Raw genomic sequence first — 24,366 nt, 5'->3', positions numbered from 1 at the left:
TCGTTACGGTCGGCCCCATGGCGAAGTCTTCGAAGGTGCGCGGCCCGCTGTCCGTTCTGGCCGAGGATCCCCAAGGGCGTTCCCTCGGGCTGGAGTTGCCGCCCGGTGCGCTCATCGACAGGCCCGGTCGGCGAGGGTGGTGGAGGGAGCCCGAGCCCTTGCTGTGGGTGTCCGACGACGCCGTCGGGCTCGGGGCGCTCGCCGCTCACCGGAGTCCGGCGCTCGCCGCCGCCGGGCTGCGGGCCGTGCTGTTCCAGGGGCGGCGCGGGCTCGAACGGTGGTGGCAGGACCGGGAGTTCTCGCCCGAGCGGATGTCCGACCCCGACGACCACCATGTCGAGCCGGTGCTGCGTGAGTTCTGGAGCAGAGTGGTCCCCGATCCGGAGGAGGGGGAGGGGGAAGGCGAGGGCGGCGACGCGCTCATCGCGCCCTTCGGCAGGGACTGGCCCGGCCTCGCGGATGACGGCCCGGACGGCCCGGACGGCTCGGACGGCTCGGACGGCTCGGACGGCTCGGAGGATCCGGACGCCCTGGCCTGTGAGCTCGCGGACGCGCTGATCGCGAGCGGTGTCCTGCCGAGCCCGCGGCTCGCCCTGGTTCCCGCCGGCCGTGGGGCGGACGTACCCACCGCCGTGGGCTGGGGCGGGCCGACCAACTTCGAGAACGACACCGCCCTCATCAGCACCGTCCTGCGCTCCTGGGAGGACCGCTTCGGCGCCCGCGTCGTCGCCCTCGGCTTCGACGAGCTCCACGTGTCCGTGGCGGCCCCGCCGCGTACGACCGCCCACGCGCTCCCCGTCGCCGCGGAGCACTTCGCCTTCGCGCCCGACAACATCTGGCAGGGCTCCGGCAGCATCCGTGCCTACGCCGACGAGGCGGTCACCGGTAGCAACCACTGGGGGTTCTGGTGGGACTGAGCGGCCGGGCGGACGTCACGCACGCGGGACGCGTACGACACCCTCCTGGATGACCGTCACGGCCAGCCGGCCGTCCTGCGTCCAGATACGGGCCTGGCCGAGGCCCCGGCCCGCGGCCGCCGAGGGCGACTCCTGGTCGTACAGCAGCCACTCGTCCGCGCGGAAGGGCCGGTGGAACCACATCGCGTGGTCCAGCGAGGCGCCGACCACGTCGCCCACCGCCCAGCCGCCCCGGCCGTGCGCGAGCAGCACCGAGTCCAGCAGGGTCATGTCGGACACGTAGGTGGCCAGGCAGGTGTGCAGCAGCGGATCGGCGCTGTCGAGCTTGCCGGCTGTGCGGAACCACACCTGCGAGCGCGGCTCCACCGGCTCGCCGACGCTGCCCCAGGGCGGGGTCGTCGCGTAGCGCAGGTCCACCGCCTCCCGCGTCTCGATCAGTCGCTCCACCGTGCCGGGGTCGCGGAAGATCTCGCGGTACGCGGGCAGCGACTCGGCCGCGGTGGGCAGGGACTCCGGGTCCGGGGCGGACGGCATGGCGACCTGGTGGTCGAGGCCGTCCTCGTACGTCTGGAACGACGCGGAGAGATGGAAGATCGGCTGGCCGTGCTGGACGGCGACGACGCGGCGCGTGGTGAAGGAGCGCCCGTCGCGGATCCGGTCCACCGAGTAGACGATGGGCGCGGAGGTGTCCCCGGTGCGCAGGAAGTAGGAGTGCAGCGAGTGCGCGATGCGGTCCGCGGGGACGGTCCGGCCGGCCGCGACCAGGGCCTGGGCCGCGACCTGGCCGCCGAAGACGCGCGGTACCAGCGAAGGCCGGCTGGTACCGCGGAAGATGTTCTCCTCGATCTGCTCGAGGTCGAGCAGATCGAGGAGCGTCGTCAGTGCCTGGTTCATGGGGGAAGGGTAGGTGCCCGGATTCCTTACAGGCCCATGGACTTGGCGATGATGGACTTCATGATCTCGCTGGTGCCGCCGTAGATGCGGTTCACGCGGTTGTCGGCGTACAGGCGGGCGATCGGGTACTCGTTCATGTAGCCGTAGCCGCCGTGCAGCTGGAGGCAGCGGTCGATGACGCGGTGCGCGACCTCGGTGCAGAACAGCTTGGCGGAGGCGGCCTCGGCCGGGGTCAGCTCGCCGGCGTCCAGGGCGTCCAGGGCGCGGTCGGCGACGGCCTGCGCGGCGTCCACCTCGGCCTGGCAGGCGGCCAGTTCGAACTTGGTGTTCTGGAAGTGCGCGACGGGCTTGCCGAAGACGGTGCGCTCCGTGACGTACTGCTGGGCGAACCGGACGGCCGCGGCGGCCTGGGCGTAGGCGCCGAAGGCGATGCCCCAGCGCTCGGAGGCCAGGTTGTGGCCGAGGTAGTAGAAGCCCTTGCCCTCTTCGCCGAGCAGGTCCTCGACCGGGACCTTCACGTCGACGAACGCCAGCTCGGCGGTGTCGGAGGTCTTCAGGCCCAGCTTGTCGAGCTTGCGGCCGATGGAGTAGCCCTCGGACTTGGTGTCCACGGCGAAGAGGGAGATGCCGAAGCGGCGGTCCTCGGCCGACGGGGCGGAGGTACGGGCGCAGACGATCACGCGGTCGGCGTGGACGCCACCGGTGATGAAGGTCTTGGAGCCGTTGAGGACGTAGTGCGTGCCGTCCTCGGAGAGCTTGGCGGTGGTCTTCATGCCCGCGACGTCGGAGCCGGTGCCCGGCTCGGTCATGGCGAGGGCCCACATCTCCTCGCCGGAGACGAACTTCGGCAGGAAGCGCTTCTTCTGCTCGATGTCGGCCAGCATCTTGATGTAGGGGAGGGCGAGCAGCACGTGCACGCCGGAGCCGCCGAAGTTGACGCCCGCGCGGGAGGTCTCTTCGTAGAGGACGGCCTCGAACTTGTGGGTGTCCAGGCCCGCGCCGCCGAACTCCTCCGGCACGTTGATGCCGAAGACGCCCAGCTCGCCGAGCTTGTAGTAGAAGTCGCGCGGCGCCTGACCGGCTGCGAACCACTCGTCGTAGACCGGGACGACCTCGGCCTCGATGAAGGCGCGAATGGTCTCGCGGAATGCCTCGTGGTCCTCGTTGAAAACGGTACGGCGCACAGCCGGCTCCCTTCGGTCGCGGCGGTCCGCCGCCATGCCTAAGCGCTTGCTCAGCATAAGTTACCGGCCAGTCAAACTAGCTGTCCAGAGTGGAGACGCCGTGGAAAGGGTGGGGTGCCTCACCCTCGCCCGCGCGGGGCGGCCCGTACGGCGGCCCCGCGGTCGGGCCCCGCGGGCGATCCCGAGGGGCCTCCGAGGTGCCCCGAGGCGATCTCGACGGAAGGGGTTCGTCCGCGCCGCCGTGGCCGGAATGTGCTCAAGAATGCCTTGTTCGTGGGCTCACGTACCGATTCGCCCTCCCCTAATCTGCCCGGCATGCCACTTTTCCGGAGAGCGAAAAAGGCCGGTTCGGGCGTGGGCGGGGGACAGGACAGGGGGCAGAGCGGGGGACCCGGCGGGGAGTCGGATCCCTCGCCGGTGCCACCGTGGTGCGCCTGGTTCGGTCCCGCCGACTGGCACGCCTTCGAGGCCCTTCTGAACGATGTCTTCCTGGACGGGAACACGAGCGGGCCGCCCATGCGCTTCGGGGAGCACCGCCACCTCTCGCTCGCCGCCGAGGGTCAGACCGGCGCCCCGCTGGACCTGGCCGAGATCGCCGAGCTGGTCCGCGCGCTGCCGCACGCGAACTGGCGGTCGGCCACCGTCTCCTTCCTGAACCAGAAACAGCGGCTCGCCGAGCGCCGCCGCGAACTGGAACGCGCCGGCTTCGCCGAGGTCCGCAACCTGCTCATGCCGAGGCTGGTGACCGTCGACTCGGTCACCGAGCGCCACGCGCTGGCGGTCGCCCTCACCGAGGAGCTCGCGGCCGTCGTGGTGATCCAGGTGGGCGGCTCCCTCTCCGCACCCGTCCCGCCGGAGCAGTTCGACTCCTGGCGGGTGGACAGCGCCGAGGTCTGGGCCGCGGCCATGACCAACCTCGACGCAGCGCCCGTCTCGCTCCAGTACAACGAGGACGCGAACCCGCTGGTCAACGTCGAGGCCGACGGCGGATGGACCTCCACCCACCTCCTGCGCGCCGCCGACCTGATCGACCGCCCGGCGCCGTTCGGCATCCTCGCGATGGTCCCCTACCACGGGCACCTGATGCTGTGGGCGGTGGAAGGGCCGGAACTGCACACCTGCGTCATCGCCTACGGCCCGCTCGTGCGGAAGATGTGGGAGGACGCCCCGGAGGAGTACCGCCTGAGCTCGCGGCTGCTGTGGATCGGCGAGGACGGGATCGAGTCCATCGGAGTCGATCCCGCACCGCCCGGCAGCGAGGAACCGGGCGTGATCACCGGCTCCGCCCGCTTCCTGGAGATGCTGGCCGGCTTCCGGCCGCCGGACGACTACCCCGGCTGAACCGGGCCGCGGTCGGTGGTCCGCAGCGCGAACCACAGCTCCATCCGCACGTCCGCGTCGTCCAGGTCACGGTCCAGCAGTTCGGCGGCGCGTCCGACCCGTTGCCGGACGGTGTTGCGGTGCACGCCCAGGGCCGCAGCCGTGCGGTCCCAGTTGCCGTGGTGGGCCAGCCAGCCGCGCAGGGTCTCCCGCAGGGCGGGGGAGAGCGGCCCCAGCAGGGCCTCGGCGTGGGCGCGGGCCTCGGCCTCCCCGACCAGGCCCGCGAAGCCGGGGTCGCTGTGGTGGGCCAGCGGGGTGCGGGCCGCCTCCGCCCGCCGCACGGCCCGCTCCGCCTGGGCGTCGGCCGTGGCCAGCCCGGAGGGTGCGGCCGGGGCGCTCACCCCGAGCCGCCAGCCGGGCTGCGCGGCGGGCTCGCGGTCCGTGAGCAGCCGTACGCCGCCCTCGTACGGGTCCAGCAGTACGGTGCCCAGCGCGGCCGCGAGGGCCTGCGGATCCCCGGTTCCGCGGGCGTGGACGGCGTACCAGGGCCCGGCCGCCAGGGCTTCGGCCGGATCCCCGTCCAGCAGCAGCCGGGTCAGGGCCGCCGCTTCCGCCCCGGCGGGCCGTTCGGCGGTGAGCAGGGTCAGCAGGACGGCGGCCACCGAGGCCACGGTGTGGTCGCCGGGCGCGCGGGCCGGGGTCGCCGTGCCCAGGGCCGCCCGCCCGGCCAGGGCGTAGGCGGCCAGGTGGTGTCCGCCCGCCCGGTCGGTGGCGGTGGCGGGCCCGCCCTCGCGGCCGACCCGGATCAGCAGCGCGGACAGGGCCTCCCAGGCCGGAGCCGGCAGTTCCGGGCCCGCCGCCCGGCCGCCGGGCCACAGGGCGACCGAGCCGCCCAGGCTCGCCGCGAGCCTGGCCAACACCGCCGGGACCGGATCGGGGCGGGCCGCGGCCGCAGCCAGGGCCTGCTGGGCCTCGGTGACCCGGCGCAGCTCCCGCGTCCGGGCCTCCGCCAGCAGCCGTCCCACCGCGCGGGCGACCGCCGAGAAGGGGGTCCGCGGCGGGACCTCCAGCAGCGGCAGCCCGTGCCGGGCGCAGGCCTCGGCCAGCGCGGCCGGGACCTCCTCGTGCACCGGGGCCACGCCGAAGCCGAGCGCGGCCGCCCCCGCCCCGGCCAGCCGGGCCACGTAGCCGTCGGGGTCCTCGGCGGGACCCGCCCCGGCGGTCAGCAGCAGTTCGCCGCCGAGCAGGTACGGGGAGGGGTCGGGCATCTCGGAGGCGTGCACCCCGTGCACCCCGGCCGTGGCCGGACCCGCGAGGTGGCGCAGGCCGAGCTCCCGGTCGCCGAGCAGCGCGGAGAGCGGTACCGGTGGGGTGAGCGGCTCCCCGGCGGGGCCGTTGCCGTCCTCGGGGTCACGGGGGCCGGCGGTCATGGATACTCCGTACATTTCAGCTCCGTCAGATGGATGAAACGTACACTCCCCACCCCCGGGTGGCCCGCTTACGCTCGAAGTACCGCACACGTCAGGCCAGAGAAAGAGGCACAGCCATGAGCACGCAGCCGCGCGGCCCCGTCGACTCCTCCCGTATCCCGCGCTACGCGGGCCCGGCGACCTTCGCCCGTCTGCCCCGCCTCGACGAGGTCGGCTCCGCCGACGTCGCCGTCGTCGGCGTGCCCTTCGACTCCGGCGTGTCCTACCGCCCCGGCGCCCGCTTCGGCGGCAACGCCATCCGTGAGGCCTCGCGCCTGCTGCGCCCGTACAACCCGGCCCAGGACGCCTCCCCGTTCGCGCTCGCCCAGGTCGCGGACGCCGGTGACATCGCGGTGAACCCCTTCAACATCAACGAGGCCGTCGAGACGGTCGAGGCCGCCGCCGACGAGCTGCTCGGTGCCGGCTCCCGCCTGATGACCCTGGGTGGCGACCACACCATCGCGCTCCCGCTGCTCCGCTCCGTCGCGAAGAAGCACGGCCCGGTCGCGCTGCTCCACTTCGACGCGCACCTGGACACCTGGGACACCTACTTCGGCGCCGAGTACACCCACGGCACCCCGTTCCGCCGCGCCGTCGAGGAGGGCATCCTCGACACCGAGGCGCTCTCGCACGTCGGTACGCGCGGCCCGCTGTACGGCAAGCAGGACCTGGACGACGACGCCAAGATGGGCTTCGGCATCGTCACCTCGGCCGACGTCTACCGCCGTGGCGCCGACGAGGTGGCCGACCAGCTGCGCCAGCGCATCGGCGACCGCCCGCTGTACATCTCCATCGACATCGACGTGCTCGACCCGGCGCACGCGCCCGGCACCGGCACCCCGGAGGCGGGCGGCATGACCTCCCGCGAGCTGCTGGAGATCATCCGCGGCCTGTCCTCCTGCAACCTCGTTTCCGCCGACGTCGTCGAGGTCGCCCCGGCGTACGATCACGCCGAGATCACCTCGGTCGCGGCCTCGCACACCGCGTACGAGCTGACGACGATCATGTCGCGACAGATCGCGCAGGCGAAGGGCAAGTAAGCGAAGTGACGCACGACCACGACCTGGTACTCCGTCCCACCGAAGCCCAGAAGGCGGCCGCGCTCGCGCCGCCGCCGGGGCGGACGGGCGGGGACCTGGTCGTGGAAACGCTCCGCGGCCTCGGCGCGACCACCGTCTTCGGTCTGCCGGGGCAGCACGCGCTCGCCCTCTTCGACGCGGTCGGCCGCTCCGACCTGCGCCTCGTGGGGCTGCGTACGGAGAACAACGCGGGCTTCGCGGCCGACGCGTACGGCCGGATCACGGGCGAGGCGGTGCCGCTGCTGCTGTCCACCGGCCCGGGCGCGCTCATGGCGCTGCCCGCCCTGGCGGAGGCGGCGGCCGCCTCGGCCCCGGTCCTCGCGATCTCCTCCCAGGTCCCGGTGGCGGGCCTGGGCGGCGGGCGGCGCGGGCACCTGCACGAGCTGCGGGACCAGTCGGCGTCGTTCCGGGACGTGGTGAAGTCCGTCCACACGGTCCGTACTCCCTCCCAGATCCCCTCCGTGATCGCCGAGGCCTGGGAGTCGGCGCTGACCGCCCCGCACGGCCCGGTGTTCGTGGAGATCCCGGAGGACGTGCTGCGCGCCGAGACGATCGTCCCGCAGGTCACCGGCGTGGACGCGGCCCCGCACGAGCTCGCGCCGCGGCCCGAGCTCACGGCGCTCGCCGCCCACTGGCTGGAGAACGCCACCCGCCCGGTGATCATCGCGGGTGGTGGGGTCGTCCGCTCGGACGCGGCGGGCAAGCTGAAGCAGCTCGCCGAGCGGCTGAACGCGCCCGTCGTCACCACCTTCGGCGGCAAGGGCGCCTTCCCGTGGACCCACCCGCTGTCCCTCCAGTCCTGGCTGGAGGACCGCCACATGACCGACTTCCTGGAGGACGCGGACGTCCTGCTGGTGGTCGGCTCGGGCCTCGGTGAGCTCTCCTCGAACTACCACACCTTCTTCCCGACGGGCCGGGTCGTCCAGATCGACGCGGACCTCGGCAAGCTGGAGTCGAACCACGCCGGCCTCGGCATCCACGCGGACGCCCGCCTGGCGCTGCAGGCCCTGCTGGAGACGGTGGCCGAGCGCGAGGACGCCGGTGCCCCCGAGCGGGTCCGAGCCGTGCTGGCGGACATCGCGGCCCGCCTCGCCACCCAGGACCTTGCCCTCGAACAGGAACTCCTCGGCTCGATCCGGACGGCCCTCCCGGCCCGCTCCCCGTCCTTCTGGGACATGACGATCCTGTCCTACTGGGCCTGGTCCGCCTTCGACCCGAAGCACCCCAACACCATGCACTCGGCCCAGGGCGCGGGCGGCCTCGGATACGCCTTCCCGGCGGCCCTCGGCGCGTGCGTCGCCGAACCGGACACCCCGGTGCTCGCGGTGTCCGGCGACGGCGGCGCGATGTACTCCGTCGCGGACCTGGCCACGGCGAAGCAGCACGACCTCGACGTCACCTGGCTGATCGTGGACGACGGCGGCTACGGCATCCTGCGCGAGTACGGCTGCGAGGCCGGCACCCGGCTGACCGGCCCCGACTTCGTGGCCCTGGCCCTGTCCTTCGGCGTCCCGGCCGCCACCACCACCCCCGAGTCCCTGACCGCCGACCTCAAGAAGGCCCTGGCGACCCCGGGCCCCTCGGTGGTGGTCCTTCCGGCCAAACTGCGGATGTTCGCTCCGACCCACCTCTAGCCATGTCCGCAGGCCAGCTAGGGTGGCCGCGGTCAAGCCAAGGGTGGAGCACAAGGGGGAGCAGTGTCGTTCGACCAGGTCAAGTGGGCGGAAGGCACGTCCGAACACACGGCTGCCGCTGTGAACGGCCTCATCGGCGAGATCCCGGTCGTGGGCACGGTCGGTGGCTCACTGATCGACTCGCTCAAGTACGAGTGGGTCGAAGGCGTCAAGGACGAGGCCGAGGAGCAGGGCAAGCAGGAGTCCAGCAAGAACTTCGCGGCGGGCGTGGAGGGGACCAACGAATTGTTCGATGCGTGGGGACGCGAGCGGAACGTCGGCGGTGACCCCGCGTTCACTCACGCCAAGAACGAAGCCGGCGAGGGGTTCACCTCGGGACGGGACGCAGCTCGTGCACACCTCAAGCCGTGACGTGATCAAGACCCTCGGGCGTTCGGCGGCCGCGCTCGTCTGTGTGGCGGCGCTGGCGTCGTGCACCTCGGGCGATTCCGAGGCGGAGGCTGACCTGTGCGGGATCAGCGCCTCTTCGGAGGAAGAAGCGCTCGTGCGGGAGATCCTCGGCACCGCGGACTTCGAGACGAAGACCTACAAGTCCAAGAGCGTGCTGGTGGACAAGGTGAAACGGGCATTGCCGGGCATGCGGCCGGGCAAGAATTCGTACTTCAACGCCGCATGCCGCTACCGGGTGGAAGACGAGCATCGCGCCGTCAGCGCGACCTTCTCCTTCGGCTGGTCCCCTCGGGTACCTCCCGGGCCCCCTTCCAACGGAGTGTCCTACGAACTGGACGGCGCAAGCGGTGTCACGAGCGAGTCCAACTCCACGCTGCTCGTCCAGTGCGATCTGCCTGGTGAACTCGGAGCGCAGTCGCGGAACGTGTGGTTCTCGGCGGACGCCTATTTCTCATTCATGCCGGCCACCGGGACGGGTGTGGTGGACCAGGCGGGTAAGGACCGGCGGATGACCCTCACCTACCTCATGACCCGCCGCGTCACCGACGCGCTCGGCTGTGAGAACAAGCCGCTGGAGAAGCCGCCCGTGGTGAAGCCGCTCCCCACCCCCTGACCGGCGCCTCGGCCGGGGCCGCCACGATCACGCGTGCTGAGGGTGACCACCGCTTCAACCGTCAGTCACCATTCCGCCCGTCCTCGTCCTCCTCCTCGCCCTCGTAGGTGTGGAGGAGGAGGCTGACCACGGCCACGCCCAGTGCCGTACCCAGCCGGGCCCACGGGTTCTCGGTCAGCAGGCCGACGATCTTCGCCGCGAGCAGCGCGATGAGGAACGCGGTCACGTAGGGGACGACGGTGCGGACCGTGCGTTGCACGAAGGTGCCGCCGGTCCGGTGTTCGTGATGAGTGGACATGGTCCTCGATCCCTTCGCTGCGCCACCGCGATCGGCGGGCGGCCGACTTCCAGCATCGGCAGCGCGCCCCGCCCCTCACAGATCCGGAAAGTCGTGGCTTGACAGGCTCCCCACCGCCTCCCCGCCCCGGTCGGACGCGGCCCGCGCGCCCCCGCCGTACGAGAGTGCGATTGTTGCGGCGGGATGAAATCCGCCGGTGGGAGCGTTGGCGCTTCCGGCAGGACAGGACGAACGGGGAGGCCTCACGTGGCGGCGGCTAAGACAGCGGCTGGGGAGAAACAGGGCTGGGGCAAGCGGCTGGCGGCCTACACCTGGCGGTACAGGACCAATGTGCTGCTCGCGCTCGGCTCCTCGCTGGCCGGTATGGCCGTCATGGCGGTCGTGCCGCTGGTCACCAAGGTGATCATCGATGACGTCATCGGGGACCGCACCAAGCCCATGGCGCCCTGGGCCGGGATACTCATAGCCGCGGCCCTGCTCGTGTACGTGTTCACCTACATCCGCAGGTACTACGGCGGGCGCCTCGCCCTCGACGTGCAGCACGACCTGCGCACCGACATGTACGCCACGATCGCCCGCCTCGACGGGCGCCGGCAGGACGAGCTGAACACCGGCCAGGTCGTCGGCCGCGCCACCAGCGACCTCCAGCTGATCCAGGGCCTGCTCTTCATGCTGCCCATGACGATCGGGAACTTCCTGCTCTTCGGGATGTCCCTCGGGATCATGCTCTGGCTCTCGCCGCTGCTGACCGTCGTCGCCCTGCTCATGGCCCCCGCCCTGTGGTTCATCGCCAAGCGCAGCCGCAAGAAGCTCTTCCCCGCCACCTGGTGGGCGCAGGGCCAGGCCGCCGCCGTCGCGACCGTCGTCGACGGGGCCGTGACCGGCGTCCGCGTGGTCAAGGGCTTCGGTCAGGAGGCGCAGGAGACCGGCAAGCTGCGCGAAGCAGGCCGCCGGCTGTTCGCCGGGCGGATGCGGACCATCCGGCTCAACTCGCGCTACACCCCCGCCCTCCAGGCCGTCCCCGCGCTCGCCCAGGTCGCCATGCTGGCCCTCGGCGGCTGGATGGCCACCAACGGCCAGGTCACCCTCGGCACCTTCGTCGCCTTCTCCACCTACCTCGCCCAGCTCGTCGGACCCGTCCGCATGCTCGCCATGGTCCTCACCGTCGGACAGCAGGCCCGGGCCGGTGTGGAGCGCGTCTTCGAGCTCATCGACACCGAGCCCGAGATCCACGAGGGCACCCACGAACTGCCCGCCGACGCGCCCGCCACCGTCGAGTTCGACGACGTCCGCTTCGGCTACGACCCCGGGCGGCCGGTCCTCGACGGGTTCTCGCTCTCCGTGGCGCAGGGCGAGACCGTCGCCGTCGTCGGCTCCTCCGGCAGCGGCAAGTCCACCGTCGCGCTCCTGCTGCCCCGGTTCTACGACGCCGACGGCGGCGCCGTCCGCGTCGGCGGCCACGACGTCCGCGAGCTGACCTACGACTCCCTGCGCGGCGCGATCGGCCTGGTCCCCGAGGACTCCTTCCTCTTCTCCGACACCATCCGCGCCAACATCGCCTACGGGCACCCCGGCGCCACCGAGGAGCAGATCGAGGCCGCCGCCCGCGCCGCCCAGGCCGAGGGGTTCATCCAGGCCCTGCCCGCCGGGTACGACACCAAGGTCGGCGAGCAGGGACTCACCCTGTCCGGCGGCCAGCGCCAGCGCATCGCCCTCGCCCGCGCCATCCTCACCGACCCCCGGCTGCTGCTCCTCGACGACGCCACCTCCGCCGTCGACGCCCGCGTCGAGCACGAGATCCACGAGGCCCTGCGCTCCGTCATGGCGGGCCGGACCACCCTGCTGATCGCCCACCGCCGCTCCTCGCTCGCGCTGGCCGACCGGATCGCCGTACTCGACCGCGGGCGGCTCGCCGACATCGGGACGCACGAGCAGCTGGAGAGCCGGTCCGCGCTCTACCGCAGGCTGCTCACCGACCCGGACGCGCTCGGCGCCGCCTCGCCGCGGACCCCGGACGCCCGGGTGATGACCGAGTTCGAGCGCGAGCTCGACCGGGACCTCGAACGCGGCATCGAGCTGGAAGCCGAGATCGACTCGGAGCCCGTCAACGCCAAGCGCCGCGTCGCCGGTGGGGTCACCCCCGAGCTGTGGCGCCGCCAGGACGACGACGCCGCCGACGCCACCACGGCCGCCGCCCCCGCCGCCGCGGGTGGCGCGCCCGGAGCCGGGCATTCCATGGCCGGGTCCGTCGCCGGCATGCCCGCCACCCCCGAACTGCTCGCTCAGGTGGCCGCGCTGCCGCCCGCCGACGACCTGCCCGAGGTGGACGAGACCCGCGCCGCGGCCGCCGAGGAGAGCTACGGCCTGCGCCGCCTGCTCCACGGGTTCTGGGCGCCGCTCGCCATCAGCCTCGGGCTCGTCGCCGCGGACGCGGGGGCCGGGCTGCTGCTGCCGATCCTGATCCGGCACGGCATCGACCAGGGTGTGGAGCAGGCCGTGCTCGGCGCCGTCTGGGTGGCCGCCGGGCTCGCCCTCGCCGTCGTCGTCGCGCAGTGGGCCGCGCAGTTCGCCGAGACCCGGATGACGGGCCGTACCGGCGAGCGCGTGCTGTACGCCCTGCGCGTCAAGATCTTCGCCCAGCTCCAGCGCCTCGGCCTCGACTACTACGAGCGCGAGCTGACCGGCAAGATCATGACCCGGATGACCACCGACGTGGACTCGCTCAGCTCCTTCCTGCAGACGGGGCTCGTCACCGCCGTGGTCTCCGTCTTCACCTTCTTCGGCATCCTGATCGCGCTGCTCGTCCTCGACGTCGAGCTCGCGCTGATCGTCTTCGCGACCCTGCCCGTCCTGGTCGTCGGCACGATCGTGTTCCGCCGCAGGTCCGTCGCCGCCTACGAGCTCGCCCGCGACCGGGTCAGCCTGGTCAACGCCGACCTCCAGGAGTCCGTCTCGGGCCTGCGCATCGTCCAGGCCTTCCGCCGCGAGGGCTCGGGCGCCAAGCGCTTCGCCGAGCGCAGCCACTCCTACCGCGAGGCCCGGGTCCGCGGCCAGTGGCTGATATCCGTCTACTTCCCCTTCGTGCAGCTGCTGTCCTCGGGGGCCGCCGCCGCCGTGCTGATCGTGGGCGCGGGCCGGGTGGAGGCCGGCACGCTCACCACCGGCGCGCTGGTCGCGTACCTGCTCTACATCGACCTGTTCTTCGCGCCCGTCCAGCAGCTCTCCCAGGTCTTCGACGGCTACCAGCAGGCCACGGTCGCCCTCGGCCGTATCCAGGGGCTGCTGCGCGAGCCGACCACCACCCCGCTGCCCGAGCGGCCGCGCGCGGTGGAATCGCTCGGCGGGGAGATCGCCTTCGAGGACGTCCGCTTCCAGTACGGGACGGCCGAGGAGCGGGGCGAGAAGGGCGAGGCCCTGGCCGGGATCAGCCTGCGGATACCCGCCGGACAGACCGTCGCCTTCGTCGGCGAGACCGGAGCCGGGAAGTCCACGCTGGTCAAGATGGTCGCCCGGTTCTACGATCCGACCTCCGGCCGGGTCACCGCCGACGGGGCGGACATACGGGAGCTGGACCTGACGGCGTACCGCCACCGGTTGGGCGTCGTCCCCCAGGAGGCCTACCTCTTCCCGGGGACCGTCCGTGACGCCATCGCCTACGGGCGCCCCGAGGCGAGCGACGCCGAGGTGGAGGCCGCCGCCCGCGCGGTCGGCGCCCACGACATGATCGCCACCCTCGACGGCGGCTACCTGCACACCGTCGCCGAGCGCGGCCGCAACCTCTCCGCGGGCCAGCGCCAGCTGATCGCACTGGCCCGGGCCGAACTCGTCGACCCGGACGTGCTGCTGCTCGACGAGGCCACCGCCGCCCTCGACCTGGCGACCGAGGCCCAGGTCAACCAGGCCACCGACCGGCTCGCCGGCAAGCGCACCACGCTGGTGGTCGCGCACCGGCTGACCACCGCGGCGCGCGCCGACCGGGTCGTGGTCATGGACCGCGGCCGGGTGATCGAGGACGGTACCCACACCGAACTCCTGGCGCGCGGTGGCCGGTACGCCGACCTGTGGCGCACCTTCGTCGGCGAGGACGAGCGCGCCGCGGCCTGAACCGCCCGCCCGCCGGGCCGCCCCGGGATCAGAACTCGCCGAACAGCAGGTTCCCCGGGGCGTCCTCGTCGGTGCCGGTGTAGTACTCGCGTACCGCGTCGAGCAGTTCGTCGACGGTGAGGCAGCCGTCCCCGTTCGCGTCGATGCGACGGAACAGCGCCTCCGTGTCGGTGGGGCTGAGCCGCGTGTCGAAGGCCTCCTGCGCCCGGTGGAACTCCTGCGGGCTGATGAATCCGTCGCCGTCGGTGTCGACGATCGTCAGGATCGCCCGCATCATCGGCCGGAACGAGCGGTCGTAGGCGGGCCCGCCCTGCGCGTACAGGCGGGTCATGCCCTGCTTGTACTCCTCCGGCGTGACCTTGCCGTCCCGGTCGATGTCCAGCTCGGTGAACAGGTCCTGCCAGAAGTCGGCCAGACCACCCATCACCAGCTCCGCCTTGGGTGAGCCGGCCGGCTCCGCGAGGGCCGTCAGCAGTCGGGAGCCGAGCGCGATGATGTCGTCGGCGTCGATCACGCCGCTCCGGTCGGCGTCCAGGTGCGTGAAGGCGCGCGCCAGCTTGCGGTCGAGCAGGTCGTTGGTCATCTCAGGGCCTTTCACGGCCGCAGCACGGCTGCGGTGACGGCGAGCGGGGTATGGGTCACCTAGCGTAATCGCCTGCCTGAGTGCGAACTTCCCCTCTTCCGCCGGGAAGTGACGGATGCACCCGTACGAGGGAGGGCGGCCGCCCCGTACGGGCCGGATCCGGGCCGGACCCTTGCGCGTGGCAACCATCCGGGGGGTTCGGACGTCGTACGTGCGTGCGTGCTCCGTACGTACGACCGATCGGGGGACAGGGTGTTGCAGGGGTGGAGGAGGCGCGGCCGCCGGGTCGCGTCCCTGGGGGTTTTCACGGCGGCGCTGTGGCTGTGCGCGGGCGGGCTGTTCACGCCGCCGGCGGCGCAGGCCGCGACCGAGAGCTGCGGGGGCCGGCTGGCCCGGACGGTGACGTTCGAGACGGGTGAGGTGCGGGTCTACAAGAGCCGCAACCAGGCCTGCGCGATGACCGTGGCGCGGTTCCCCGGCGAGCGGCGCCGGATGGCGGTGAGCGTCCAGCCGCGTGGCGGGGTGCCGGTGCGCGAGGACGGGCGATTCACGCACTACGCCGGGCCTGTCACGGTGGGCGCGATCAACCGCTGCGTGTATGTAAAGGGGAGCGTAGGGGCCGGATCCGCGGATTCCGGCTGGATCCTGTGCTGACGGACAGGCCCAACTAGGTCTGTTCACCGGTGCGTTCGCCCAGCTAGGTTCACGGCGACCGAAGTGAACTCAAGGGGAGGGTGAATGCGCAAGACGCTCGGATGGCTGCTGTCGCTCGTGGTGCTCATCGGCACCATGGGTGCGGCCGGCTCCACGGCGCAAGCGGCCACAGCCGCGCAGCCCGCGGCCGCCACGGACATCAAGGACCAGATCCTCGGCATTCCCGGGATGAGCCTGATCGAGGAGAAGCCGTACCCCGGCTACCGCTTCTTCGTGCTGAACTACGAGCAGCCGGTGGACCACCGGCAGCCGTGGAAGGGCACCTTCAAGCAGCGCCTGACCCTGTTGCACAAGGACGTCTCGCGGCCGTCGGTGTTCTACACCTCCGGCTACAACGTCAGCACCAGCCCGCGCCGCAGTGAGCCGACGACCATCGTCGACGGCAACCAGGTCTCTCTGGAGTATCGATTCTTCACGCCCTCCCGTCCCGACCCGGCCAACTGGTCGAACCTGGACATCTGGCAGGCCGCCAGTGACCAGCACCGCCTCTTCACCGCGCTGAAGAAGATCTACAAGAAGAACTGGCTGGCCACGGGCGGCAGCAAGGGCGGCATGACGGCGACGTACTACGAGCGCTTCTACCCGCGCGACATGGACGGTGTCGTCGCGTACGTCGCGCCCAACGACGTCGTCAACGACGAGGACTCGGCCTACGACCGGTTCTTCGCCAAGGTCGGGACCAAGGAGTGCCGCGACAAGCTGAACGCGGTCCAGCGCGAGGCGCTCGTGCGCCGTGCGCCGCTGGAGGCCAAGTACGCGGTCGCCGCCGCCGAGAACGGCTGGACCTTCACCACCGTCGGCGACCTCGACAAGGCCTACGAGGCCGTCGTCCTCGACTACGTGTGGGCCTTCTGGCAGTACAGCCTGCTCGCCGACTGTGCCTCGATCCCGGCCGCCGCCACCGCGAGCGACCAGGAGATCTGGGACTCGATCGACGGGATCTCCGGCTTCTCGGCCTACACCGACCAGGGACTGGAGACGTACACGCCGTACTACTACCAGGCCGGTACGCAGCTCGGTTCCCCGGACATCAAGCTCCCGCACCTGAAGGGCCTGAGCCGCTACGGCTACCAGCCGCCGCGCAACTTCGTGCCCCGCGACATCCCCATGGCCTTCCAGCCGGGGGCGATGGCGGACGTGGACCGGTGGGTGCGTGACAACGCCCACCAGATGCTCTTCGTCTACGGGCAGAACGATCCGTGGGGCGCCGAACCGTTCCGCCTCGGCTACGGGGTCCGCGACAGCTACGTGATGATCGCGCCCGGCGCCAACCACGGGGCGAACGTCGCCAAGCTGATGGACGGCGAGAAGGCCCTCGCCACCGCGAAGATCCTCCAGTGGGCCGGGGTGGCCCCGGCCGCCGCGCTCGCCGACGCCGGCAAGGCGGCGCCGCTGGCGGCGCCGGACGCGGAGCTCGACCGGCGTGACCTGGAGCGCGAGCCGCAGCTGCGGCCGTAACCGGGAGACCGGGAGACCGGGAGACCGGGGCGGACCGGACACGCGAGCCATGAGCCATGAGCCGCGGGCCGCGGGCCGCGGGCGGGCGCCTGAGAGATCAGCGCGTCAGCCCGTGGCCCAGCGGGTAGCGGCCCGGCACCGGGACGGGAAGGCGGCCGGAGGGCCGCAGCGCCCCGGTGAGCACCCGGGCCGCCGCCCGCATCTCCACGTCCGTCCACGCGTACGTCGCCAGCTCCGCCGCGCAGGTCGGCAGCCGGGCCGGGTCGTACGGGTTGCGGACGGCCAGGGTAACGACCGGGACACCGGTCGCGATCAGGTCCGTCACCAGCGTGCGCTGCGGACTCGTCCCCTCCGGGACGTTGTACGTGCACACCAGCACGGCCGCGTGACCGGCCGCGGCGGCCACGGCGCGGGCCGGCGGCACCGCCGTGGCCCGGCAGCCCAGGGCGGTCAGTTCCCGGGCCAGTACGGCCGTAGGGGGGCCGGTGGTACCCGTGGGGGAGACCGGGTCCGTCCCGGTGACCAGCAGGCGTGGCCCGGCGGTCGCATCGAACGGGACCAGCCCGCGGGGGTTGGCCAGCAGGGTCGTCGTGGCCGCCGCGATCGCGTCGGCGGCGTCGAGATGCTCCTGCGCGCCCACGACGGCCTCCACGTCCCGGCCCGTGGTGTAGGCCTCGTCGAACAGGCCCCGGCGGGCCTTCAGTTCCAGGATCCGCAGCACCGACTCCTCGACGCGTGCCTCCGTCAGCTCGCCCGACTCGACGGCCGCCCGCACGCTGCGCTGCGCGAGCGCCAGGTCCGGTGCGTTCAGCAGTTGGTCGCAGCCCGCCAGCAGGGCCAGGACGGGCACGCGGTCGTTCCCGTACTTCTGGCGGACCCCGGCCATGTCCAGGGCGTCGGTGACCACCACCCCCTCGAAGCCGAGGCGTTCGCGCAGCAGACCGGTGACGATCGGCCGGGAGAGGGTCGCCGGGTCCCCCGAGGGATCGAGCGCGGGGAAGACGATGTGCGCCGTCATGATGGCGTCCACGCCCGCCTCCACCGCGGCCCGGAAGGGCGGCTCGTCCGTCTCCTCCCAGGCGGCCCGGGTGTGCCGCATCACCGGCAGCCCGACATGGCTGTCGGTCTCGGTGTCCCCGTGGCCCGGGAAATGCTTGGCGGTGGCGGCGATGCCGGCCCCCTGGTAGCCACGGACCTGGGCGGCGACCAGCTCCGCCACGGCCCGCGGGTCGGAGCCGAAGGACCGTACGCCGATCACCGGATTGGCCGGATTGACGTTCACGTCGGCCACCGGCGCGTAGTCCTGCCGGATGCCCATGGCGGCCAGCTCGGAGCCCGCGATGTGCGCGGCCCGCCGGGCGTGGGCGGTGGAGCCGGCCGCGCCGAGCGCCATCGCCCCCGGGAGCAGGGTCGCGGGCTTGCCGATCCGGGCGACGGCGCCGTGCTCCTGGTCGGTGGAGAGCAGAAGGGGGATCCGGGCACCGGCGGTCAGGGCGGTCTGCTGGAGCCCGACCGAGAGCGCGGCGATCTGCCGCGGGTCGCGGGTGTTGTGGGCCCAGGCGAAGTAGATGACCCCGCCGAGGTGGTAGCGGGAGACCACTTCGGCGGCGGTGCGCACGCCGAAGGCGGCCAGGTTCTGTTCGGCGTCCGCCGGATCGGGATCGGTGGCCGAATGCCCGTAGGCCCGGGAGACGAAGAGCTGCCCGATCTTCTCGTCGAGGCTCATCCGGTCCAGGAGGGCGCGCAGCCGCGCCCGGCCGGGGCGGCGGCTCGGGGGCCGCGCGTCGTCGGGGGTGTGGTGGGGGCGGGGGCCCACCGCGGCGGAAGCCGCCCCGGCGGCCGTGACGGCGACCATGGCGGCCGCGGCGAGCAGGTTCCGGCGCGAGGCGTGGTACGGCACGCGCCGGACCCTACTGCCGGGGTACGCCCCAGGAGTGACGGACACTCGGAAGGTCCCCCGGAAGAGACGGCCTAGGCCTCTTGGCGGTCCGCCCAGTGGTCCTGAAGGCTCCGTACGGCCTCGGTGATCGCGGGGCGTCGAGCCGCCCCGGTCCGCCACAAGGCGTACAACCGGCGTACGGGGCCCGGCTCCAGCGGTACGGCCACGGCCCCCGGCGGCAGCGCGCCGGTGCCCAGCCGGGGGACGACGGCCACCCCGAGCCCGGCCGCGACCAGCGCGACGATGGTGTGGTTCTCCTCCGCGACGTGCGCGATGTCCGGCTCGAACCCGGCCGTGCGCAGGGTCCGTATCAGCCAGTCGTGGCAGACCCGGCCGGGAGGCTGGCAGACCCAGCGCTCGCCGCCGAGGTCGGAGCGCCGGATGACCCGGCGCGTGGTGAAGGGATGCCCGGCCGGCACCACCAGGTCGCAGAGGTCGTCCCCGATCACCGCCTGCTCGATCCCCTCGGGCGCGGGCAGCGGGGCGATGTCCCAGTCGTGGGCCACCGCCAGGTCGGTGACCCCCCGGGCCACCAGTTCCACGGACAGGTGCGGGTCCACCTCGGTGAGGCGGACGTCCAGGGCCGGATGGCGGCGGGCCAGATCGGCCAGCACCTGTGGCAGCAGTCCGCGCGCCGCCGAGGCGAACGCGGCCACCGTCAGCAGCCCGCCGGGCTGCCCGCGCCGCTCCTCCAAGGTGGTCTCGGTGCGCTCCACGATCGCCAGCAACTCCTGCGCGGCGTCGGCGAGATGGCGGGCCTCCTCGGTGAGCGCGACCCCGCGCCCACGCCGCTCCAGCAAGGTGGTGCGGGTCTCCCGTTCCAGCTTGGAGATCTGCTGGGAGACCGCCGAGGGGGTATAGCCGAGGGCGGCCGCCGCACCGGCGACCGAGCCGTGGACGGAGACGGCGTGCAGGGCGCGGAGCCGGGCGAGATCGAGCATGCCTCCATCGTCACACCCCGCATATCCGTAAGCAATGCTTCATCCATCGCTGAAGACATCCGCGCTGGTGCTACATGGTCGGGCGGTCGATGCTCGAAGCATGCGTCCCGTACACACCGCCCTCGCCGTGCTCGTCGCGGCTGTCTGGGGCTTCAACTTCGTGGTCATCGAGATCGGCCTCGACCACTTCCCGCCCCTGCTGCTGTCCGCCCTGCGCTTCCTCGTCGCCGCCCTGCCCGCCGTGTTCTTCGTCGGTCGGCCCAAGGTCGCCTGGAAGTGGATCGTCGGCGTCGGGATCGCCCTCGGCGTGGCCAAGTTCGGCCTGCTCTTCACCGGGATGGACGCCGGTATGCCCGCCGGGCTGTCCTCGCTCGTGCTGCAGATCCAGTCCGTCTTCACCGCCGTCCTCGCCGCCGTCCTGCTGCGCGAACGGCCGGGCCGGGTGCGGGTGCTCGGGATGACCGTCGCGCTCGCCGGGATCGCGGTCGCCGCGGTGGACGGCGGGACCTCCGGGCCGGTGCTCGGCTTCACGCTGGTCGTGGCCGCCGCCGCGTGTTGGGGCGTCTCCAACGTGCTGACCCGCAAGGCCGCCCCGCCCGACGCCCTGAACTTCATGGTGTGGGTGTGCACGGTCCCGGTCCTGCCGCTGCTCGCGCTCTCGCTGCTGCTGGAGGGCCCGGAGCGGGACCTGGCCGCGCTGCGGGCCCTGGACTGGTCCGGGGTGGCCGTCATCGGCTACGTCGCCTGGGTGTCCACCGTCTTCGGCTTCGCCGCCTGGAGCTACCTGCTGCGCCGCTACCCGGCCTCCGCGGTGGCCCCGTTCTCGCTGCTGGTCCCGGTCTTCGGGATGTCCTCGGCGGCCCTGGTCCTCGGGGAGTCCGTCTCGGGGCTGCGCTGGCTGGCGGCCGTCCTGCTGGTCGGCGGGGTGGCGCTGGCCTCGCCGGCCCCGGCGCGGGCGGCGCGGCGGGCGCCGTCACCGGCCGGGATCAGTGCGGCCGGGTCTCCTGCAGCGGCAGCCGCCAGTCCTGTCCCGTCAGGCTCACCCCGTACGAGCGGTGCGGCCGCTCCGCGATCAGGGTGAACCCGGCCTTCAGGTAGAGCTCGCGGGCGTCGGTCAGCACGTCGTTGGTCCACAGCACCAGTTCGCGGTAGCCGACCGAGCGGGCGAAGGCCACGACGGTGTCGACCAGGAGGGTGCCGACGCCCTGGCCGCGGCCCTGCGGATCGACCAGGAGCAGCCGCAGTCGGGCGGTGCCGGGCGCGCCCTCCTCCCGTACGCACATCACCGAGCCGACGGGCCGGCCGTCCAGCTCCGCGATCCACACCCGTTCGAGGTAGGGGTCGTGGTCCTGGGCGAAGTCCGCGACGATCCGGGCGACCAGACCCTCGAAGTCGCTGTTCCAGCCGTACTCGGCGGCGTACAGCGCGCCGTGGCGCTGCACGATCCACCCCAGGTCACCCGGTTCCGGGTCGCGGAGCCGCACGCTCTCAGCCATGGGCCAACTCTAGGGGGAGGGCTGGGCGGTGGGGCCCCCGAGGAGGCTCTTTCCTGCCGGCTATTTCTTGCCACCGCCGAGGATCTCGCCGAGCAGGTCCCCGAGGCCGCCGCCCGCTCCGCCGCTCGCTCCGGGGGTCGTGCCGGGGGTCGTTCCGGGTGCGGCGCCGGGGGCGCCCGCGGCCCCGGCGCCCGCCGCTTTGCCGGAGGCGCGCTTGGCGAGGACGGCCAGGACGACCGGGATCAGCATCTCGATGACCCGGCTGATGGTGGCCGCGGGGATGCCGGTCCGCTTCGAGAGGGCCGCGGCCACGGGCTTGCTCACCTTGGCCAGCACCCCGGCCATCATTCCGCCGCTGAGCAGGCCGCCGAGGCCACCGAAGGTGGCCACGCCCGCCGGCGGCGGCTCGGCATCGGCCACCTCGGCGATGGCCTGGCGCACCTCCACGCCGTCGGCGTCGTCGGCGTCGGCCTTCTCCCGGAGGTCGCCGGTCATCGCGCCGACGGTCTCCGCGACGGTCTCCCGGGCGCCGGTGGTGTCCGTGCCGAGCAGGCCTGCGATCTCGGTGAGCTTCTCGTCGCCGAGTTCGCCCAGCACGTCGTCCTGGAATGAAGATTCGCTCATGCCGGAAACGCTACTTCTGTGCCGATTCGCCGGCACCTTGAGTAGGCATTTGGTAACGGAAACATAAAGCTGTGGCTCCGGGTGCAACCCTGCGGGCGTATGGCGGGTCGTATGGTGCGTCGGCACTTCCGGGGAGGGATCTGGGGGGATCGGGAAGTCCGACACGGGAGGGGTAACCGTGAGGGGGTCCGGCCGCGAGGCGGGACCCCCTTTGCGTTGTCCACAGGCCCGGCGCGCTGTCGGCGCCACCCGGTAGCTTCGGGTCATGGCAGCAGCAGAGGGGGCGCCGCGGGCGGTGCAACTGGCGGTGGTCGACGGCGTGCTCGAACGCATCACCTACGCCAACGAGGAGAGCGGGTACACGGTCGCCCGCGTGGACACCGGTCGCGGCGGCGGCGACCTGCTCACGGTGGTCGGGGCGCTGCTGGGCGCGCAGCCCGGCGAGTCCCTGCGCATGGAGGGCCGCTGGGGCTCCCACCCGCAGTACGGCAAGCAATTCACCGTGGAGAACTACCGGACGGTGCTCCCGGCGACCATCCAGGGCATCCGTCGCTACCTCGGCTCCGGCCTGATCAAGGGCATCGGCCCGAAGATCGCCGAGCGGATCGTGGAGCACTTCGGCACCGACACCCTCGACGTCATCGAGGGGGAGCCGAAGCGGCTGATCGAGGTGCCCGGGCTCGGCCCCAAGCGGACCAAGCTGATCGGCGCCGCCTGGGAGGAGCAGAAGGCCATCAAGGAGGTCATGGTCTTCCTCCAAGGCGTCGGCGTCTCCACCTCCATCGCCGTGCGCATCTACAAGAAGTACGCCGACGCCTCCATCTCCGTGGTGAAGAACCAGCCGTACCGGCTCGCCGCCGACGTGTGGGGCATCGGCTTCCTCACCGCCGACCGCATCGCCCAGGCCGTCGGCATTCCGCACGACAGCCCCGAGCGGGTCAAGGCCGGGCTCCAGTACGCCCTGTCCCAGTCCACCGACCAGGGGCACTGTTTCCTCCCCGAGGACCGGCTGATCGCCGACGGGGTCAAGCTGCTCCAGGTGGACACCGGGCTGGTGATCGACTGCCTGGCGGAGCTCGCCGCCGATCCGGAAGGGGTCGTACGGGAGTCCGTACCGGATCCGCAGGGCGGGCCGGACCCGCTGACGGCCGTGTACCTGGTGCCCTTCCACCGGGCCGAGCTGTCCCTGGTGGGGCAGGTACGCCGGCTGCTGCACGCCGAGGACGACCGGATGCCGGGCTTCCAGGACGTGGACTGGGAGAAGGCCCTGGGCTGGCTCGCCGGGCGGACGGGGGCCACGCTCGCCCCCGAGCAGCGGGACGCGGTCAAGCTGGCGCTGACCCGCCGGGTCGCCGTCCTCACGGGCGGGCCGGGCTGCGGCAAGTCCTTCACCGTGCGCTCCATCGTCGAGCTGGCCCGGGCGAAGAAGGCGAAGGTGGTGCTGGCCGCGCCCACCGGCCGGGCGGCGAAGCGGCTGGCCGAGCTCACCGGGGCCGAGGCCTCCACCGTGCACCGGCTGCTGGAGCTCAAACCGGGCGGGGACGCGGCGTACGACCGGGACCGGCCCCTGGACGCGGACCTGGTCGTGGTGGACGAGGCCTCGATGCTGGACCTGCTGCTGGCCAACAAGCTGGTCAAGGCGGTCGCGCCGGGGGCGCACCTGCTGCTGGTCGGCGATGTGGACCAACTGCCCTCGGTCGGCGCCGGGGAGGTGCTGCGGGACCTGTTGGCCGAGGACGGCCCGGTGCCCGCGGTGCGGCTGACCCGGATCTTCCGGCAGGCCCAGCAGTCCGGCGTGGTCACCAACGCCCACCGGATCAACACCGGCCTGCCGCCGATCACCGACGGGCTGCCGGACTTCTTCCTCTTCCCGGAGGAGGACACCGAGGCGGCCGGGGTGTTGGCCGTGGACGTGGCGGCCCGAAGGATTCCGGCCAGATTCGGGCTCGACCCGCGGCGGGACGTCCAGGTGCTCGCCCCCATGCACCGCGGCCCGGCCGGCGCCGGGAACCTCAACGGACTGCTCCAGCAGGCGATGACCCCGGCCCGGCCCGACCTGCCGGAGAAGAGGTTCGGCGGCCGGGTCTTCCGGGTGGGCGACAAGGTGACCCAGATCCGGAACAACTACGAGAAGGGCGCCAACGGGGTCTTCAACGGCACGGTCGGCGTGGTCACCGGCCTGGACGTGGACGAACAGCGCCTGACGGTACGGACGGAGGAGGATGAGGAGATCGTGTACGAATTCGGTGAGCTCGACGAGCTGGCCCACGCGTACGCCGTCACCATTCACCGTTCACAGGGGAGTGAATATCCGGCGGTGGTGATCCCCGTCACCACCGGGGCCTGGATGATGCTCCAGCGCAACTTGCTCTACACGGCGGTGACCAGGGCGAAGAAACTGGTCGTCCTCGTCGGGTCCCGCAAGGCCCTCGGGCAGGCGGTGCGTACCGTTTCCGCAGGCAGGAGGTACACGGCGGTCGCTGCCAGGCTGTCCGGCCGGATACCGGTGGGAAACATCACCTAGATGATCGATCATTTGGGGTTCCGGCACCGGTGCGGAGGGGGCAGGATGAGGAGGTTGGCGGCACTCAGTGCCGCCAGGAGCACCAAAGGCCGACCCCGAGTGCACTCTCCTGCGCCAAATGGGGG

Annotated in this window: 19 protein-coding genes and 1 pseudogene; 11 read left to right on the top strand and 9 right to left on the bottom strand. The window is 72.4% G+C overall.

Annotated features, from left to right (window positions below; genetic code table 11):
- Positions 1-17 precede the first annotated feature (17 nt).
- Entirely contained in the window at positions 18-917 is a 900-nt protein-coding gene (locus tag OG624_RS15655; RefSeq protein ID WP_371639510.1) for a DUF4253 domain-containing protein, read from the top strand.
- A gap of 15 nt (positions 918-932) precedes the next feature.
- Here OG624_RS15655 and tesB read toward each other — a convergent pair whose 3' ends face one another.
- Positions 933-1,811 carry an acyl-CoA thioesterase II gene (gene tesB, locus OG624_RS15650; RefSeq protein ID WP_033222347.1) on the bottom strand — a complete coding sequence of 293 codons (879 nt, stop codon included), beginning with the start codon at positions 1,809-1,811 and terminating at the stop codon, positions 933-935.
- Between the two features lie 26 nt (positions 1,812-1,837).
- Positions 1,838-2,995, bottom strand: a complete 1,158-nt coding sequence (locus tag OG624_RS15645; protein WP_033222345.1) for an acyl-CoA dehydrogenase family protein — start codon at positions 2,993-2,995, stop codon at positions 1,838-1,840.
- A gap of 417 nt (positions 2,996-3,412) precedes the next feature.
- Here OG624_RS15645 and OG624_RS15640 point away from each other — a divergent pair, with 417 nt between their 5' ends.
- Complete coding sequence (locus OG624_RS15640; protein ID WP_371639509.1) at positions 3,413-4,336, top strand: hypothetical protein; 924 nt, start codon at positions 3,413-3,415, stop codon at positions 4,334-4,336.
- On the opposite strand, the gene OG624_RS15635 is transcribed toward OG624_RS15640, so the two are convergent.
- Positions 4,324-5,745, bottom strand: a complete 1,422-nt coding sequence (locus tag OG624_RS15635) for a helix-turn-helix domain-containing protein (RefSeq protein ID WP_371639508.1) — start codon at positions 5,743-5,745, stop codon at positions 4,324-4,326. The genes OG624_RS15640 and OG624_RS15635 overlap by 13 nt on opposite strands.
- Positions 5,746-5,861: 116 nt before the next feature.
- On the opposite strand from OG624_RS15635, the gene speB reads away from it, so the two are divergent.
- The 4 genes from speB (at position 5,862) to OG624_RS15615 (ending at position 9,560) form a co-directional block, all read left to right on the top strand.
- Positions 5,862-6,824 (top strand): agmatinase, encoded by a 963-nt coding sequence (gene speB / locus OG624_RS15630; protein WP_030013156.1) that lies wholly within the window; start codon positions 5,862-5,864, stop codon positions 6,822-6,824.
- A gap of 5 nt (positions 6,825-6,829) precedes the next feature.
- Complete coding sequence (locus OG624_RS15625) at positions 6,830-8,497, top strand: thiamine pyrophosphate-binding protein (protein ID WP_371639507.1); 1,668 nt, start codon at positions 6,830-6,832, stop codon at positions 8,495-8,497.
- A 63-nt stretch (positions 8,498-8,560) separates the two neighbouring features.
- Entirely contained in the window at positions 8,561-8,908 is a 348-nt protein-coding gene (locus tag OG624_RS15620; protein ID WP_371587798.1) for a hypothetical protein, read from the top strand.
- Positions 8,889-9,560: a hypothetical protein gene (locus OG624_RS15615; protein ID WP_371639506.1), complete on the top strand. Its 672-nt coding sequence runs from the start codon at positions 8,889-8,891 to the stop codon at positions 9,558-9,560. Before OG624_RS15620 ends, OG624_RS15615 begins: the two co-directional genes overlap by 20 nt.
- 61 nt (positions 9,561-9,621) lie before the next feature.
- Here the strand turns inward: OG624_RS15615 and OG624_RS15610 are convergent, their stop codons facing one another.
- Positions 9,622-9,858 carry a hypothetical protein gene (locus OG624_RS15610; protein ID WP_033222334.1) on the bottom strand — a complete coding sequence of 79 codons (237 nt, stop codon included), beginning with the start codon at positions 9,856-9,858 and terminating at the stop codon, positions 9,622-9,624.
- A 246-nt stretch (positions 9,859-10,104) separates the two neighbouring features.
- Here OG624_RS15610 and OG624_RS15605 point away from each other — a divergent pair, with 246 nt between their 5' ends.
- Positions 10,105-13,962, top strand: coding sequence for an ABC transporter ATP-binding protein (locus OG624_RS15605; protein WP_033222332.1), 3,858 nt, complete (start codon positions 10,105-10,107; stop codon positions 13,960-13,962).
- Between the two features lie 28 nt (positions 13,963-13,990).
- Here the strand turns inward: OG624_RS15605 and OG624_RS15600 are convergent, their stop codons facing one another.
- Complete coding sequence (locus OG624_RS15600) at positions 13,991-14,545, bottom strand: EF-hand domain-containing protein (RefSeq protein WP_033222330.1); 555 nt, start codon at positions 14,543-14,545, stop codon at positions 13,991-13,993.
- A 252-nt stretch (positions 14,546-14,797) separates the two neighbouring features.
- Between OG624_RS15600 and OG624_RS15595 the strand changes: the two genes are divergently transcribed.
- Both OG624_RS15595 and OG624_RS15590 read left to right on the top strand, forming a co-directional pair.
- Entirely contained in the window at positions 14,798-15,199 is a 402-nt protein-coding gene (locus tag OG624_RS15595; RefSeq protein ID WP_033222431.1) for a hypothetical protein, read from the top strand.
- Between the two features lie 84 nt (positions 15,200-15,283).
- The gene (locus OG624_RS15590) at positions 15,284-16,717 is read left to right on the top strand and encodes a S28 family serine protease (protein WP_033222329.1); all 1,434 of its coding nucleotides are present in this window, start codon (positions 15,284-15,286) and stop codon (positions 16,715-16,717) included.
- Between the two features lie 97 nt (positions 16,718-16,814).
- Here OG624_RS15590 and OG624_RS15585 read toward each other — a convergent pair whose 3' ends face one another.
- Positions 16,815-18,572 carry a glycoside hydrolase family 3 protein gene (locus OG624_RS15585; protein ID WP_051763438.1) on the bottom strand — a complete coding sequence of 586 codons (1,758 nt, stop codon included), beginning with the start codon at positions 18,570-18,572 and terminating at the stop codon, positions 16,815-16,817.
- 116 nt (positions 18,573-18,688) lie between these two features.
- Positions 18,689-19,597 carry a LysR family transcriptional regulator gene (locus OG624_RS15580; RefSeq protein WP_371639505.1) on the bottom strand — a complete coding sequence of 303 codons (909 nt, stop codon included), beginning with the start codon at positions 19,595-19,597 and terminating at the stop codon, positions 18,689-18,691.
- 100 nt (positions 19,598-19,697) lie between these two features.
- Between OG624_RS15580 and OG624_RS15575 the strand changes: the two genes are divergently transcribed.
- Positions 19,698-20,678 (top strand): EamA family transporter, encoded by a 981-nt coding sequence (locus OG624_RS15575; protein WP_051763428.1) that lies wholly within the window; start codon positions 19,698-19,700, stop codon positions 20,676-20,678.
- Here OG624_RS15575 and OG624_RS15570 read toward each other — a convergent pair.
- Together OG624_RS15570 and OG624_RS15565 are read right to left on the bottom strand one after the other, a co-directional pair.
- Positions 20,584-21,096 (bottom strand): annotated as a pseudogene (locus OG624_RS15570) (GNAT family N-acetyltransferase); the annotation flags it as partial. The gene OG624_RS15575 and the pseudogene OG624_RS15570 sit on opposite strands and share 95 nt — an antisense overlap.
- Positions 21,097-21,153: 57 nt before the next feature.
- Positions 21,154-21,717 carry a DUF937 domain-containing protein gene (locus OG624_RS15565; RefSeq protein ID WP_033222325.1) on the bottom strand — a complete coding sequence of 188 codons (564 nt, stop codon included), beginning with the start codon at positions 21,715-21,717 and terminating at the stop codon, positions 21,154-21,156.
- Positions 21,718-21,982: 265 nt separating this feature from the next.
- Here OG624_RS15565 and recD2 point away from each other — a divergent pair, with 265 nt between their 5' ends.
- Positions 21,983-24,241, top strand: a complete 2,259-nt coding sequence (recD2, locus tag OG624_RS15560) for an SF1B family DNA helicase RecD2 (RefSeq protein ID WP_051763426.1) — start codon at positions 21,983-21,985, stop codon at positions 24,239-24,241.
- Positions 24,242-24,366 lie beyond the last annotated feature (125 nt).

It is taken from the genome of Streptomyces virginiae (assembly GCF_041432505.1).
Taxonomy (GTDB): domain Bacteria; phylum Actinomycetota; class Actinomycetes; order Streptomycetales; family Streptomycetaceae; genus Streptomyces; species Streptomyces virginiae_A.
This window is presented reverse-complemented; position numbering and strand designations above follow the sequence as displayed.